Source organism: Spirochaetota bacterium (assembly GCA_004297825.1).
GTDB lineage: Bacteria > Spirochaetota > UBA4802 > UBA4802 > UBA5368 > FW300-bin19.
In genome coordinates, this window is record SCSX01000078.1 from 70149 (window position 1) to 85985 (window position 15837).

Genomic DNA, 15837 nt, shown 5'->3' on the forward strand with positions numbered 1-15837 from the left:
ATCGAGATCAGCAGAGACGCTCAAGGTAGCGGTGCAGGTGATTCGGGTGATGGGTTTTACGAAGGATTCGGGCGTCTGTGTTGATTTTTTCTGGCAGGCGCGGGTTTCCCCAGTAAAAATGCCAACATAGTATGCCCTTCATGGAAGGGGTGCCGACCGCATACTGAGTATAATTTAAATAATTAATTATAACTGATTCCCTATCCCCCAGAAGCTCGGCCATATATTTTATTACCGCTATTGCTACCAGATATGAAATCGTGTATTTGCAAAGCCGGCGTAAATCATTAAAAAATTCATACTCCTCTGGATAGTACTGGATGCAGAAACAATGCCAATCACCTGCTTTGTCATCCGGCTGGTAACGCACCGTAGTAAACTCACCCTGCATTGTCATTATATCCTGCATGATGCGCTTGAGAAGCAGCACGACTATGTCGCGCTGCGACATTTTGAGTGTCCTGGCTGCGCGCCTGACCGAACTCCTGGTGTCCTTGTGCATGTTGATGGAAGTGGTAAGAATATCCATGCTCCCCCTTGTCGCCGATACAGTTGTTATTGTTTATACGGACAAGGGCTGGAAATTGTGAAAATATTTTCCTGTCATGGTTCGGCGGGTGAATATAATTAGTTATTTAAGAACGCTAATTGGTTTTGGGAGATTATGCAGTTAGGGGTCCGATTATACCGGTTTTGCCCGGTGCTGGAGGATCGCGTATTCGAACCCATCCAGGAGGACGCGAAACGACGCGACGTTGATGTTTTCCGAAAGTGCCGATACCTTCCACACGCCCGTGCCATCGGTGAAGATTATCGTCACCTCGACCTCGGTCGCCGTGCCGCGCTTGGCGTCCATGATATTGGCGCGGTAATCGATCAGTTTGACGCCGGCGAGTTCGGGAAAAAGCGGGGTGAGCGCCTTCTTCAACACGCGCGCGAGTGCGTCCACGGGACCATCGCCCGTCGATGCCTCGTGAATATAACGCCCGTCCGCTTCGATCTGGACGGTCGCCTCGGGATCGATCCCGTTGTCGATGAGCCGGTAGCCGTCGATTATCTTGAACGGGGCGGTATAGTTATCGAGCGACCGGGCTATGTTAAGGGCGCGGGTGGCGTCGATGATTTCGTAGTTCAGCATTATTAGGTGTTCCTTTAAAGGTAGCTACTGAGTAGAGGTGTCCTCTTCACCAAAAGTATAATCAACTGAAAGTGTGGTAGCCGTACTTGTCTCATCTATAGAATCTTCTTTCACTATTTTATTATTTCTATAAAATTTTATAGCTAATTCGCTGACGGGATCATCACGTATCGCATACACCTCAAGCAGATCGACATCTTCAAAGTCCTTTCCAAATACGGTGAAAGTCGGAGCTACAGCCTCTACAGGGGTGAGCGGCTGGTAGTCGCCTCCATTCCTGCTATAACCTCCGGTGAAATTTGTTCCGTTGCCAATGACTTTAAGGGTCACCTCGTTTTGGGCCGTTTCTGCGCACCCCCAAAGCGATCCAACGATGACTATGCTGACAAGCACTATTGATATTTTTTGAGTGTCCATATTCTTCCAGTGTTTAAGATGGATAATGAAATTAGTCGAATTATTGAGTGCCTGTCAACCCAAAATATGTTCTAGGCAGGTCGGGGTCATGGGAATTGGCCGGTGGAACACCGTAGAGACGTCCCGCCGGGACGTCTCTACGGTGTTCCACCGGGACGTCTCTACCATGCCCCACCGTAAACCGTACGCCTGTAACGTAGATTATCCAACCGCGCCGTGATGCACAAACCATAATTATACACCCCGCGCCCCGTTCATGCAGACATGAATATCGGCCCCAAATCGAAAATTCGATTGACAACAGGCATCATGCCAATCAACGTCACCTCATTACTTGTTCTCTGAAAGAGCAACCGGAGGAAGTCGGGTGAAAATCCCGCGCTGTCCCGCAACCGTGAATCCGCGCCCCAGGCGCGGATGAGCCGGGAACTCCACATTACTGGGTATCCTCGAGGTCTGGGAGCCGGTGAGCGCGTTTGGCCGATTTTCCTCAACATCCGAACGCATCCCTCATCATCACACGCCGAGAGGCGTGTTTTTTGTTTTTACGGCACGCCCCTCGACCCCCGTTCCCTCAGCTATCCGTCAGAGACGCACATTAATTTTGAGGGAGGACGTATGCGTTTTTTCAGAGTGGTTTTCATTATCGGTATTATCAGTGCCCTGCTTGCCGGTGTGGTGTACGCGCAGGAGGCGGGGAAGAAGCCCGAAGAAAAAAAGGGCCTGGAAGAGACAACAGCGATCGGGGCCGATACGCAGAAAGGCCCGGACCGTGAACAGGAAGCCCCAAAGAAGCCTGTGGCTTCCTCGAAGGGGATCGTGGTCACCGCTTCAAAAAGCGAGACCCTCATCCGGGAGACCGGCGCATCGGTCACCGTGATCACAGGGGAGGAAATCGAGAAGAGCGGGAAGGCGATGCTCGTGGACGCATTACGCAGCGTGCCCGGGGTAGTCGTGGAGCAGAACTCCTCTTTCGGTGAGACGGCGCAGGTGTTCATGCGGGGCGGAAAGTCCGGGAGCGTGCTCGTGCTCATCGACGGGATCGAAGTGAACGACGCGATGAACCCTGACCGGTCCTTCGACTTTGCACACCTGACCGCTGACAACATCGAGCGGGTCGAGGTGGTCCGCGGCGCGATGAGCGCGCTCTACGGATCGAACGCGACCGGGGGCGTAATTAATATTATTACCAGAAAGGGTCAGGGAGATGTCAAAGTTCGCGGTGCAGTCGAGGCGGGCTCTTTCTATAGTCTTCGGAGATCGGCGGGTGCGGCAGGCGGAAACGACCGGACATATTTTTCGATATCTGGTTCTCAAAACTATTCCGAAGGGATTTCAAAGGCTTCGCGTGCAGAAGGAGCGGCCGAGGGAGACCGCGATGGATACAACAATCTATCCGCTTCGGCACGAGGCGGGGTGCGCATCTTTGACGAATCATGGTTCGATTTGACCGTGCGTTTCACGCAGGCACGCTACGAGCTCGACAAGGACGCCTTTATTGACGACCCAAATTATGATGCCTTATCACGCACACTCAGTACCGGGCTCTCATTCTCCCAACCGGTTACCGACTGGTGGAAACACATGCTTCAGGTTTCGTATGTGAATACCTACAGGACGACCGATAACGACAACGACACCTTGGATTTCCCCGGCCCGTTCATCTACGACGATTCCTGGTTCAAGTCCGAAACGGCGAAGGCCGAGTGGCGCCATACGATCAACATCGCGAACGTGAGCATCCTCACCGTCGGCGCCGACTACCGTGAAGAGCACGGGTCCTCGTACTCGGACTATGACATGGGATTCGGGAGGACCGTTTCGCGGCTGGAAGAAAAGACTGCGGGCGACGTGGGCGTATACGTGAACGAGAAATTGAGGCTGCTGGACCATGTGTTTATCAGCGCCTCGGCGCGCTATGACGAGCACGATACCTTTGGAAGCGTGTGGACCTGGGGCGTCTCGTCCTCGATCATCGCGCCGGTTACCGACACGCGCTTCAAAGCGAACTACGGCACCGGCTTCAAGGCGCCGTCGCTCTACCAACTCTACGCGCCGTCGAGCGGGAATAAGGACCTTGATCCAGAAAAGGTGATCAGTTGGGACGCCGGCGTCGAACAGCCATTCCTCGACGAGCGGCTTACGATTTCCGCGACCTACTTCAGCAACCACTACCGCGACATGTTCGGTTTCAACCCCGCGCCGCCCTACAATACGATCAATGTCGGGCGCGTGAATACGCACGGCGTCGAGGGGCAGATAGAATTCCGTCCTGTAAAAAGCTTTTCGCTCGTATGGTTTGCGACCTGGATGAAAACCAAGGATCTTTCCACAGGAAAGGAGCTTCTCCATAGGCCGGAATACCAGGAGGGGATGACGGCGATATGGGAACCCACGGGTAAGATCATGCTTTCGCTCACGGTCGCATATGTCGGCGAAAGAAAGGATTACTGGTATGACTACACCTCGGGAGCGTTCGGTGCGCCGGTGTATCTTGAGGCGCGTTCATATGTGCGCGGTGACTTCAGCATGTGGTACGCGGTGCTGGAAAACCTGAAGCTCACTTTCAGGGTGGAGAATTTCACCGACGAGCGTTACCACCAAACCGCGGGCTACGATACGCCCGGCATCGCCTTTTACGCGGGAGTAAAGGGCGAGCTGTAAGGGCAAAGACAGCCGCGCGAAGGCGGAGATTGAATCGCTTCATGACACGAGGGGGCGGACATAAGTCCGTCCCCTCGTGTCGTCAGTGCATACCCTGAAAATCGCCGCACGCCGTAATGCCCGGGGATCTTGTAGAGACGTCCCGCCGGGACGTCTCTACAAGATCCCCGGGCGCCATTGCCGTTTCGTTTCGGCGCTGAAGCAGATGTCGCACAACGTTTCTCGTGGTGTACCGCATGGAAAAATGGACATACAAGGCTACAAGCATATTGTAGGAGCAGGCCTGGAGAGCGAAGAAAATATGACACTCGCGTCTATTTTTTTTGGATTTGCGTAATCTGATGGATAGACTTGCTCTGGGGGCGCAGGGCGCGTCCCTCGATTACCGCATAGGGAGGCCGCACCATGAAAGACGTCTGCACCGAGTACAGGGAAAAACTCATATCCGCGGACCAGGCCGCCGGGCTGGTAAAATCCGGCGACAGGCTTTTCTATAGCGAGTTCGTCCTGTTTCCGGAATGCCTGGATGAAGCGCTTGCAAAACGCATCCCCGAGCTCGACGGGCTTGACCTCAGGAGCGTGTGTTTTACCCAGGCCCCGAAAATCGTGGAGGCGGACCCGGCGCGCACGCATGTCATCATGAACGATTGGCACTTCGGGACGGTATCGCGGCGCCTTCACGACGCGAACCTGTGCAACTACATTCCCGTTTCCTATCACCAGGCTCCGCGAACGATTCGAAAATACCGGGAATTCGACGTCGCCTTCATCGTAGCCGGGGAGATGGACGCAAAGGGCTATTTCAATTTCGGGCTCGCGAACTCCGTGACGGGCGCGGTTATCAGCAAGGCCGAAAAGATCATCATCGAGGTGAACAGGAACGTCCCGTATTGCTGCGGCGGGAACCGCGAATCGGTGCACATTTCACAGGTCGACCATATCGTGGAGGGACGGCACTCCCCGCTCGCGGAGGTGAAGCCCCAGGCGCCCAAGGACGTGGACCTGCAGATTGCGGGACACATCATGAAGGAACTGGAGGACGGCGTGTGTTTGCAACTGGGTATCGGCGGACTCCCCAATCTCATAGGGCAGATGATCGCGGAAAGCGACCTGAAAGACCTTGGCATTCACACCGAGATGCTCGTCGATTCCTGCGTGGACCTCTACCATGCGGGGAGGATAACGGGAAGGAAAAAATCGGTGGACCATTTCAAGATGACCTACACCTTCGCGATGGGCACGCGAAAGCTCTACGATTTTCTGGACCGGAATCCCGGGTGCGCGTCTTATCCCGTGAACTACGTGAACGATCCGCGCGTCATCAGCTTCAATAACAAGGTGGTCGCGATCAACAACGCGATCGAGGTGGACCTCTTCGGGCAGGTGTGCTCGGAGTCGGTGGGGCCCGAGCAGAAGTCCGGCACCGGGGGACAGCTCGACTTCATTTTTGGCGCGTTCCAGTCGAAGGGCGGGAAGGGGATCATCTCGCTTTCGTCCACGCATAAGGATAAGCAAGGGAAGCTCCATTCCCGCATCGTCCCTACGCTCCAGCCCGGCTCGATCGTAACAGTGCCGCGATCCATCGTGCAATATGTCGCGACGGAGTACGGCGTGGTGCAGCTCAAGGGAAAATCCACCTGGGAGCGCGCGGAGGCGCTCATACGCATAGCGCACCCCGAATTCAGGGATGAGCTTATCCGCGACGCGGAGCGTATGAAGATCTGGATAAAGGGAAGGGGGGCCGATTAACGCAGGGAGACCTTAAGCACATCTTCCGTCCGTTCCCCCCGCGCGATTCGGCGCGCGGGGGGAACGGACGGGGTTACACACGTTTCGGCCGGACCGGGACGGCTCAAGCCTTGATTCTCTCGCTGATAATCTCGGCCACGTCGAGAACCTGGACCTTGTCGAGCGCCTTCATGTCCTTCACGCCGTCCACGAACATTGTGAGGCAGTAGGGGCAGGAGACGGCGATCGCGTCGGGTTTCTTGTCCAGCGCCTCTTTCACCCGGTTGATGTTGATGCGGTGTTCGGGCTCCTCCTCCATCCACATGCGTCCGCCCCCGGCGCCGCAGCAGAAGCTCTTCGAGAGCTTCCTGTCCATCTCCACGGCCTTGTGTCCGGTCGCCTTCTGGATGAGGGCCCGGGGCTCCTTGTATATCTTGTTGTAGCGGCCCAGATAGCACGAGTCGTGCATCACGATGCGGCCGGCCCCGTTGGCCTTTTCGAGCTTAAGCGCGCCCTCCTCTATGAGGGTGTTGAGGAACACGCTGTGATGGACAACCTGGGCCTCGAGACCGAACTGCCGGTAGTCGTTGTTGAATGTCGAAAAGCAGTGCGGGCAGGTCGTGATGATCTTCTTCACGCCCAGCGCGTTGAACTGTTCCACGTTCGCCCTCGCCATCCGGTCGAACACGAACTCGTTCCCAAGTCTCCTGAGTGAATCGCCGCAGCACTTCTCGTCGTTGCCCAGGATACCGAACGATACCCCCGCCGCCCGGAGCGATTTGACGACAGCCGCCGTGACCTTTTTCGCGCGGCTGTCGAAGGAGCCGGCGCACCCGACGTACAGCAGGTACTCGAGGCCCGCGTCCTTCGTGAAGTGCGCGACGTCCGTACCGGCCGCCCATTTCCCGCGGTCGGAGGGCGCGATGCCCCACGGGTTGGAGCGGTTCTCGATCGCCTCGAAGAAGATCATGAGCTCCTCGGGAAATTTCGACCGGTCCTCCACGAGGTGCCTGCGCATCTTCACCATCTTGGGAACGTGCTCGATGAACACGGGACAATTTTCCATGCAGGCGCCGCATGTCGTGCAGGCCCACAGCGCCTTTTCCGATACCGTGGCCTCGCCGTCCGTTTCGCCTATGAGCGGGGTGATGTCGCGCGTCAGGTTGCCGCCCAGGATTTTTCCGCCGTTGGCGAGGAGATTTTCCTTTCCCTGGTGTATGACGATTCGCGGGTTCAGGGGCTTGCCCGTCACGGTCGCGGGGCAGTTCTTGTTGCAGCGCCCGCACTCGGTGCATGCGGTGAAGTCGAGCAGGTCCTTCCACGAAAACTGGGCTATCGACGACACGCCGTTGGGCGCGCCCTTTTTGAATTCCTCGCGGGGAACGGTGGTGACGAACTCGAAGGAGCGGCAGAAGCAGTTGGGAATCGCCGCGAGGATGTGCATGTGCTTGCTGTAGGGGAGATAATTCAGGAAGCACAGGAGGATCACCGCATGCAGCCACCAGAAGAGGTGCATCAGCGCCCCCGGAACAGCCGGGTCCGTGGACGAAAGCGCGGCGGCGACGACGCCGCTCACGGGCATGGGGGCCGATACACCGCCTCCCCCGAGCGCGATCTCCGCGCCCTGAAGCCCGAAATAGGCGAGCATGAGGCCGGCGATGAGGCCCAGGATTATGAACGCGTCGCGGCTCAGGGCCTCGATGTGCGCGGGCCGCAGGAGCACGCGCCGCGCGATCGCGATGAGGATGGTCGCGAGCACGAGCAGCGATATCAAGTCGAACCCGGTGTAGAGATATTCCATCCCGCTGAAATTGACGAGTGCGGTGTATTTGAACCCGGGAAAAAGCCCCGAGAGCACGAACTCGAAATTAGCCAGGAGCAGCGCCAGAAATCCCCAGAAGATGAGGAAATGGTTCCACCCGTATCCCTCCGCAATGACACGCCTCTGGAGGAACGCGAAGGCGATCATCGTGTTGAAACGCTTGATAAAGGTGCCCTTCAGGCGGTCGTCGACCCCGCCTATGAGGACGAAGCGCGCCAGGCGCGTGAGCGAATACAGGAATGCGATGCCGGCGCCGGTGAGAAGTATCGTGAACAGTATATTTTCAACATGCGTCATTGCGTGTCAACCTCCGATGGGCGATTTTGCGTAAGGTGCCTCGTCCTTGATGAATTCCCTGAGCTCCTCGACGATCGCGGGTACCACCGCGAACAGGTCGCCCACTATCCCGTAATGCGCGACCTCGAATATGGGGGCGGCGCGGTCGCGGTTGAGCGCGATGATGAGCTCCGAATCCTGCATTCCCACGAGGTGCTGGATCGCACCCGATATGCCGCACGCGAAGTAGAGCTTGGGCCTCACCGTTTTCCCGGTCTGGCCCACCTGGCGTTCGTAGGGCATCCAGCCGGCATCCACGCTCGCGCGCGAGGCCGCCGTGGTTCCCTTCAACAGCGCGGCGAGCTCATCCAGGAGCTTGAAGTTTTCGGGGCCCAGCATGCCGCGCCCGCCGGCCACGAGCACCTCCATCCCGGAGATGTCCACGTGGTCCGAGTTTCTTTCATATAAGACCTCGAGCACCTTGGTCTTGATATCGTCTTCCGTCATGTCGAGCATGTCCCAGATGACCTGGCCGGTTGCGCCCTCGGTCCTTTCGGGCATGGGCATCACGTGCGGACGGACGGACGCCATCTGCGGGCGGTGCATCTTGTTGAGGATGGTCGCCATGATGTTGCCCCCGAACGCGGGGCGCGTCTGTTCGAGAAGCCTGTGTTCCCTGTCGATCGTGAGATCGGTGCAGTCGGCGGTGAGCCCGGTTTCCAGTACCGTCGCGACCGCGCCCGCGAGGTCGCGTCCCAGTCCCGTCGCGCCTATAAGCACGACCTCGGGCTTGTGTTTCCTTATGAGCTCGACGGTTGCCCTGAGGTAGGGCTCGGTGCGGTAATGGCGCAGTATAGGCTGGTCCATGCAGTAGACCTTTTTCGCGCCGTAGCAGAACGCCTCGTTGATGAGATGGTCGATCTTCGATCCGAAGACGAACGCGGAGAGGTCCACGTCGAGGTCCTTCGCGAGTTTCGCGCCCACGCCCAGGAGCTCCCAGCTCACGGGCGCGACGATGCCGTCCTCCTGCTCGATGAAGACCCATACCCCGCGATAGCTCTGATCGGCCTGCGGCTCCTTGGGCACCTCTTCGTCCTTGTCGGCCTTTAACGCGCCGCTTTTTTTCATCTCCTCGAGAACGGCGAGCTCCTCGGCATTGTAGAAATGTTCGATCGCGCCGGCCGGGCACACCTTTACGCACTTCCGGCAGGCGATGCATTTTTCAAGGTCGATGACCGGCTCCCCTTTTTCATTCATGCTTATCGAATCGGCGGGGCATTCGGATTCGCAGCGGGCGCCGCACGCGATGCATTTGTTGGGCAGAAGCCGTACCTTGCCGCGCGGTTTTTTTAATTTTTTCTCAGGTGCTCCTGATGCTTCCTTCATCGGTATGCCGTCCTTTGATGTGAATTCCGGTACTTAAAGGTATATGTCTTTTACGCGTCCTCAGTCCGCCTGGACCATGTCCAATTCGATCAGCTTCCTGATGAGCGCGCGTGCGATCTCCCTGGGGCTTGCCCCCTCTTCTCCTATCATCTCGCCCTTCGCCCTCGTGGGGGCGAAGATCTTCTTCACGTTGGTGGGAGAGCCCTTCATGCCCAGTTTGTCATCACGGAGCTTCAGGAACTTGTTGTCCCAGACGGGGATCTCCGCCTCCTCCGCGATGAGCCTGTCCTGGACGGTGGGGTAGCGGGGCTTGTTGATCTCCCGGACCACCGTGATGAGCGCGGGCATCGAGGATCGCACGACCTCCTTGAGTCCCTCCATCTTGCGGCGGACGGTTATCGTTTTTTCCACGGGGTCGAGCCTCATGATCCGGTCGACCAGGGTGAGCTGGGAATACCCGAGCCGGGTTGCGATACCGGGACCTACCTGCGCGGTGTCCCCGTCGATCGTCTGCTTACCGCAGATGATGACGTCCACCCGGCCGTACTCGAGCTGAATGCGCCTGATCGCCTCCGCGAGCACGTAGCTCGTCGCGAGCGTGTCCGCGCCGCCAAAAGCCCTGTCGGACACGAGCACCGCGTCGTCTACGCCCATGGCGAGGCACTTGCGCAGCGTCATGATCGAGTTCGGGGGGCCCATGGTGATCGCGGTGACCTTGCACCCGTATTCGTCCTTCATCCGAAGCGCGGTCTCGACCGCGTGCGTATCGAAGGGATTGACGATGAAAGGAATTCCTTCGCGCACCAGCGTCCCCGTCGCAGGATCGACCTTCACCTGGGTGGTGTCGGGGACCTGCTTCACGGTCACGACTACCCTGTTTATGGTATGTTTGCCGCTCATAGTTCCATCCGCTCAAAGTTGGGATTTTGTGAAGTACGGTGAAAACTCATTTAACCACTTCATTAAATATGAATTTACTGTCAATGGAAAATTTTCACACGGCGACGATTGAGGAGAAATTGGTCGGTCGGTTAAAATATTTAACATGGTTCAGATATTTCCAGTGAGCGGGTGCTCAGTCGAATTCGGGGCGACGCGAAACGGTTTTACGCGTTATGCGCGTTGGAAACCGGTACGATCCCGGTTTCCTGCGTCTGGAAAAATATTTCATAACCGGGAAATTGTACCAATGCGGCGCGGAAGCTCCGCAAGCTTCTCCTGGGGATTGGAAGGTGAGATTCCGCGGTTCTTGGGGAGACGCGAGGGACGCGGAACCGCCGTCGCTCGCGCCGAATACGAACTCAGCCGGGTGCAGGCCGAAACTGCGCGATCTGGCGGGAGATCGCGACCAGGTTCCCGGCCTCGTCCCACACCTCGCCGTCGGCCTCGAGCAGGCCGCAGGTGATGAAGCGCGTGCGCAGGGAGCACCGGAGCCATTCGCCCTGCGGGAGATTTCTTATGTTGACGGTGAGCTCGATCGTGGGAATCCACGCGGTCATTCCCTGGGTTACGAATATTGCGGGCGGGAGCGCGTCCGCGAAGAGGAAGAGCGCCGTGAGACCGGGGACGCCCCCGTCCCTGAACCGGATCCAGCCGCGCTGCTCGGAGCGTTCGGCGAGCGTCCCCTTCATCCAGCCGGCGCTCGCCGGATCGAGGCGCATGTCCAGGTTCGCGAGCAGGGAGAACTTGGGAAGCTCGGGGACGCGCACGCACTCATCGAACGGCGGCATGTCCGGCGCGGAGGACTCGTAGCGCTCGATCGCGCAGTCGTTCTTCTCGTTCGCGAAGGTACCTATCACGCGGACCTTTTCCTTCCCTTCCTGCATGAGCCGCGCCTCGAGGCGGTGGAACTGCGTGGAGCGGGAAAATTCCTCGACGTGCACCAATGCGGGCCCCGGGGCGCAGCGCGCGATGTAGTTCGCGGTGACGATGGGCGTGCTCTTTCGGTCGGCCCTTTGGAGCATCGCGTTCGCCGCGATCGCCATGAGGTAGCCGCCGTTGGGGTTGCCGTTCACCAGCCAGTTTTGGGAAACCGCCCCCTCGTATATCTGCGCCCCCGCTTCCGAAACCGCAACGTCGTCGTCGAATAGTTTCATGGCCAAAAAATCCTTGTCACAATGTACCAGAGGCGGGGGCGGGGGCCGATGCTCCCGTCCGCCGTTCCGCGCGCCGGTTTCAGCATCGCATCGCGCGTTGAAAAAATCAAGCTATTCGGCGGGGCGCCGCGCCTGACCGCCCCTGCCGCGAACCTCTGGGTGATCGCGCGGTCTTGATAGGCCGCACAGGCATGGAGATACCGTATGCGGGTGCGGTCGTCACCTACATGAGCGCGAACGCCGCGAATACGGCGCCCCCGTCCATCTCTGAAACCGCGGTGATCCCGATGATGAGGAGAACCACGGTGCCGATATCGCCAAACGCGCCCGAACGCTCGGTGCGGTCGAAGCGCACGCGCGAACGAAAAAATTCCGCCGGCTTTCGCAATTCCACGCTCACGGGTTTATCGATAGAGCGGAATCCCGCTGCATCCGATACACCGGTCCCCCGATGAAAGCGGGTAGGCCTCGCCGCATATGGGACACAGCCCGGTCTTTCCACCCTTCTGTTTCCCGATAAAACTTTCGTGAACGAGTACCCGCCCCACGCCCAGTACCATTGTGCCCGCCTGCGCGATCTCGCCTATAAGCCGCTCCCGGTCCTGTTCGTGTTTGGGCTTTTTTCTGAAAAACCAGGACTCATATTCGGGGAACGCCGCGAGTTTACCCGCGTCCATGTGGACACGCACTCCCTCGCCGCCGTACTTCTCGAACAGCGCGAGCGCGAAGCGTCCCGTATCGACGATCCTGAGCCAGCCGTTTCCGTACGTGCAGGGGGTGAGGATCTGGATGGCGTCCGGAAGGCACACGGTCGTTTCACACAACGCGTCGAAGAACTCCCCTTTTGGGAGATTCTTCATCGCGAGGTCGACCATGAAGCCGCCCGCCAGGAGCCCCGGCGCCGGGTGGCCGTGGAAACGCTCCACCATAACCATGTATTCTTCTATAGAGTGCCCGCAGACAGTATTCATGTGTCCCTCCCGCCCCGCCCCAGCACTCAGAGCTTCTCCACGCGGCAGGGAACGTAGCGGTGCAGGGGCGTGCCCAGGAAATGGTCGCGGTGCGTGTTCTTCGTGAGCCGGTTCACGTTCACGCCGTAAACGTTGCCGTTGTAATCCAGCCCGAATCCGTGGGGGATGATCACCTGCCCCCTGCGCGCGGCTTCGGTCACCTCGAGCTCCACGTCAACCTGCCCGGCCTGGGTCCTGACGCGCACCTTTTCCCCGTCGGCGAGGCCGCGTTCCGCGGCGTCGTCCGGGTGCATCGCGAGTGTGCAGGCGCGCTTCCCGCTGTTCCATTCGGGGTTGCGCATGAGCGTGTTCGCGTTCATCGACATGTGGCGGCCGGCGTTCAGGATCAGGGGAAATTCCGCGCCCGGTTCCATCGCTCGCTTCTCGGATGCCGTATCCAGGTCCCTCAACCAGTCCTGCATCTCGGGCGCGTACACGTTGAGCTTTTTGTCCTCGGTCGTGACGAGGGACATGTTGTCATCGGGATCGCATTTTCCTATCCAGAGTCCTTCCGGGTGATCGAGCACGGCCTGGAAGATCTCCTCGCCCATAAGCGGTGAATCCTTGAAACCGGCGCGTACCGCATTCTCCCGGAGAAGCTTCGGGGCGGTCATGAGCATCCCCCAGAGCGCCGCGAGGTTGCCGGAACCGAGCGTCTTCCCGAGCGTTTTCGCCAGAATGAAGGGCATGCCCTTCAGGGCCCTGGGCTCGCTCATCGCGAACTTCATGAGCTCCGCGCCGAACGCGGCGCGCGGTCCCTTCGCGGCTTCGTGGAGCGAATCGGGTATGGCGGGAATGAGGCCCATCGCATCGGCGATGCGCGTGTAAATCTCCCCGACCTCCAGCTGTTCGCCATCCGGCTCCACGAGGGGTCGGCGCATCTGGAAATATATTTCCGGAAAGGTGAGCGGGAAAAAGGTCCCGTCCCAGGATTCATACCCCGAGCGCGCGGGGAGCACGTAGTGCGAGAGCGCGGCCGTCTCGGTCATGGCGAGCTCGCTCGTCACGAGGAGGTCGAGCCTGGCGAAGGCGCGCTCGTAGGCGGTCGTGTCGGCGAAGGAGCGCAGGGGGTTCGCCCCGCTCACGCACACCGCGCGCAGCCGGTCGGGTTTATCGGACAAAATTTCCTCGGGCATCGCGTTGGGCGGGTAGTACCCAAGCACGGGCGGGAAGTTCGTCTCCACCGTCCTCCAGGTTTTTTCGTCGCGCTCGTCCGAGTGGCCGCCCAGCGGCATGAGCGTGCCGGGTATGATATTCCCGCCCGGAACCGCCAGGCGCCCGCAGACCGCCATGAGCACATTGTGCAGGTAGCTCGCGAGCGTGCTGTGCCGGTTCATGTAAATCCCCAGGTCCGGGTGCATGCTCCAGTTCCGCGTCGTGAAGAGCCCGCACACCTCCACCACCTTATCGTAATCGAGCTCGCAGAACGCGACCGCGGATTTCGCGTCGAAGTCCGTAAAGTGCGCGCGCACCTGGTCGAAACCGCTCACATACTTTTCTATATATTCACGCTTCTCCCAACCGTTCCGGAGTATGATGGCGATCATCGCCTTCGTAAGAAGCGCGTCGGTTCCGGGGCGAAGCGCAAGATGGATGTCCGCAATCTCGGCGGTTTCGGACTTCCGGGGGTCTATCACGAGCAGGATCCTGGCGGGGTCCTTCGAGAACTCCCTGAGCACCAGGGGCGCCCGGGGTATCTGGTGGCTCACCATCCCGTTCCACCCGGTCGCGACCAGCATGTCCGATCGCGATTCGTCCGGCATCAGGAAGTTGTACTGCTTGCCGGTGACGCGCCCGAACACCCAGAAGAGCCCGCTGAACTCCTGGCCCACCGCGTTGTAATGATAGCGCGAGCCCAGCCCCTTCATGAGGCTCGTACCGAACGCCGCCTCGAAGTGACAGCCCTGGCCGCCGCCGCCCATGTAGGCGAACGAGCGCGGTCCGTGGGCGCCGGTTATCGCCTTGAGCTTATCGGCGATCTCGCCTATCGCCTCGTCCCAGGAAATTTTTACGAAGGCATCGCCTTTTTTCTTGAGGGGGTGCGTGAGCCTCTGGTCGTGGTGCTGGTGGTAGGAGACGTTCATCCCCTTGCGGCACACGTAGCCCCTGCTCCGGGGATTGTCCTTGTCGCCCTTTACCTTCTCGATCCGGTTGTTCTCGATGAAAAGCTCCAGCCCGCAATTCTGTGCGCACAGCACGCAGCCCGACTTCTTCCATTCGCCCATTATCGGTCCCCCTTCGTTTTTCTTAACGACGTATTCTTCCCGGGAGCGCCGGCCCCGAGGAATGAGGAAATATATTTCCGGTACAGCCTGATCGGCTCTATGCTCTTCGAGACCTTCATGTGTAATATGGCGCCTTCGAGGCCGTGGAAGAGCATGCACGCAGTCTCGGCGGTGTTCGTCCCGGCCGGGAGCGAGCCCTCGCGGCGCGCGTCCTCGAGACAGGACCCGATGTGCGCGATGAGTGAATCGATCACCGCCTGCAGGCGCGCGCGGATGCGCTCGCTCGAATCGGACATCTCGAGCGAGAGGTTGCCTATGGGACATCCCAGGGTGCAGCCGGATTTGATGAAAAGACGCTCGTAGGTGTCCAGGAGCTTCGCGAGGCGCGCCAGCGGAGGAATGCCCCCGTCGTCCAGGGAGCGCGTGAAAAGCGAGCCCACGACCCCGGCGAAGTGGTCGATTATCGCGAGACCGAATTCTTCCTTGCTCTTGAAATAGAAGTAGAACGATCCCTTGGGCACGCCCGCGCCCTCGAGTATCTGCTGGAGGCCGGTCGCGTTAAAGCCGCGGGCATGGATGAGTTCGGCTCCCTTGCGAATGATGGCGTCCCTGGTTCCCAGCTGCGCGCTCATCGCGGCTCTCCCGTCATGGTTTTCATCGTTCTCCCTTTGTCGTTTGCAGCTTCAGATCCGCCGCTTCATCCAGTCCTTTTCGTTCGCGGGGACGTACCGGATATCGGTCTCCGGATGTCGGGATGCACGGATCATGCAGGGATGCTAGTAGACCGGTCGTCTAGTGGTCAAGCGTTTTTCGTCGAAAAGTTTTCTCTGCGACCACTGAGCGAGAATTATTTTCGGGAAATGGGGCGTGGAAGACATACCTCGCCCCTGGAGGTGTTGGACGTGTGTGTTTCTATGATGCTTACAGGGATGAAGTGCGGCGGTGGATTCTTCCTTTAGGGGTGTCGCCGGGGTCTCCCCAGTACAATTCCCAGCATATTATGCCATTTTCGATCCTCTGGCCGATGGCGTAATGTGGAAATTCGGCATAGTTATGCCTGCTCCCCCCATCTTGA

Annotated in this window: 12 protein-coding genes and 1 riboswitch; of the genes, 2 read left to right on the forward strand and 10 right to left on the reverse strand. The window is 58.8% G+C overall.

Annotated elements, in window-relative coordinates:
• Nucleotides 1-7 precede the first annotated feature (7 nt).
• The 3 genes from EPN93_17080 to EPN93_17090 all read right to left on the reverse strand — a co-directional run bounded on the left by EPN93_17080 (nucleotide 8) and on the right by EPN93_17090 (nucleotide 1555).
• Nucleotides 8-529, reverse strand: a complete 522-nt coding sequence (locus EPN93_17080) for a hypothetical protein (GenBank protein ID TAL31794.1) — start codon at nucleotides 527-529, stop codon at nucleotides 8-10.
• Nucleotides 530-682: 153 nt separating this feature from the next.
• The gene (locus EPN93_17085; GenBank protein ID TAL31795.1) at nucleotides 683-1138 is read right to left on the reverse strand and encodes a hypothetical protein; all 456 of its coding nucleotides are present in this window, start codon (nucleotides 1136-1138) and stop codon (nucleotides 683-685) included.
• Between the two features lie 24 nt (nucleotides 1139-1162).
• Nucleotides 1163-1555 carry a hypothetical protein gene (locus EPN93_17090; GenBank protein ID TAL31796.1) on the reverse strand — a complete coding sequence of 131 codons (393 nt, stop codon included), beginning with the start codon at nucleotides 1553-1555 and terminating at the stop codon, nucleotides 1163-1165.
• A 317-nt stretch (nucleotides 1556-1872) separates the two neighbouring features.
• Nucleotides 1873-2009, forward strand: a riboswitch (cobalamin riboswitch).
• 164 nt (nucleotides 2010-2173) lie between these two features.
• Between EPN93_17090 and EPN93_17095 the strand changes: the two genes are divergently transcribed.
• Nucleotides 2174-4219: a TonB-dependent receptor gene (locus EPN93_17095; protein ID TAL31797.1), complete on the forward strand. Its 2046-nt coding sequence runs from the start codon at nucleotides 2174-2176 to the stop codon at nucleotides 4217-4219.
• Nucleotides 4220-4624: 405 nt separating this feature from the next.
• The gene (locus EPN93_17100; GenBank protein TAL31798.1) at nucleotides 4625-5968 is read left to right on the forward strand and encodes a butyryl-CoA:acetate CoA-transferase; all 1344 of its coding nucleotides are present in this window, start codon (nucleotides 4625-4627) and stop codon (nucleotides 5966-5968) included.
• A 103-nt stretch (nucleotides 5969-6071) separates the two neighbouring features.
• Here EPN93_17100 and EPN93_17105 read toward each other — a convergent pair whose 3' ends face one another.
• The 7 genes from EPN93_17105 to EPN93_17135 form a co-directional block, all read right to left on the reverse strand.
• Nucleotides 6072-8066 carry a 4Fe-4S dicluster domain-containing protein gene (locus EPN93_17105; GenBank protein TAL31799.1) on the reverse strand — a complete coding sequence of 665 codons (1995 nt, stop codon included), beginning with the start codon at nucleotides 8064-8066 and terminating at the stop codon, nucleotides 6072-6074.
• Nucleotides 8067-8072: 6 nt separating this feature from the next.
• Nucleotides 8073-9431, reverse strand: coding sequence for an electron transfer flavoprotein subunit alpha (locus EPN93_17110; protein TAL31800.1), 1359 nt, complete (start codon nucleotides 9429-9431; stop codon nucleotides 8073-8075).
• A gap of 60 nt (nucleotides 9432-9491) precedes the next feature.
• Nucleotides 9492-10331 carry an electron transfer flavoprotein beta subunit/FixA family protein gene (locus tag EPN93_17115; GenBank protein TAL31801.1) on the reverse strand — a complete coding sequence of 280 codons (840 nt, stop codon included), beginning with the start codon at nucleotides 10329-10331 and terminating at the stop codon, nucleotides 9492-9494.
• 401 nt (nucleotides 10332-10732) lie between these two features.
• Nucleotides 10733-11527, reverse strand: a complete 795-nt coding sequence (locus EPN93_17120; GenBank protein TAL31802.1) for a thioesterase family protein — start codon at nucleotides 11525-11527, stop codon at nucleotides 10733-10735.
• A gap of 404 nt (nucleotides 11528-11931) precedes the next feature.
• Nucleotides 11932-12498 carry a tRNA CCA-pyrophosphorylase gene (locus EPN93_17125; protein TAL31803.1) on the reverse strand — a complete coding sequence of 189 codons (567 nt, stop codon included), beginning with the start codon at nucleotides 12496-12498 and terminating at the stop codon, nucleotides 11932-11934.
• 26 nt (nucleotides 12499-12524) lie between these two features.
• Nucleotides 12525-14762, reverse strand: coding sequence for a molybdopterin dinucleotide-binding protein (locus tag EPN93_17130; protein ID TAL31804.1), 2238 nt, complete (start codon nucleotides 14760-14762; stop codon nucleotides 12525-12527).
• Nucleotides 14762-15394 (reverse strand): TetR family transcriptional regulator, encoded by a 633-nt coding sequence (locus EPN93_17135; GenBank protein TAL31805.1) that lies wholly within the window; start codon nucleotides 15392-15394, stop codon nucleotides 14762-14764. Before EPN93_17135 ends, EPN93_17130 begins: the two co-directional genes overlap by 1 nt.
• Nucleotides 15395-15837: the final 443 nt, after the last annotated feature.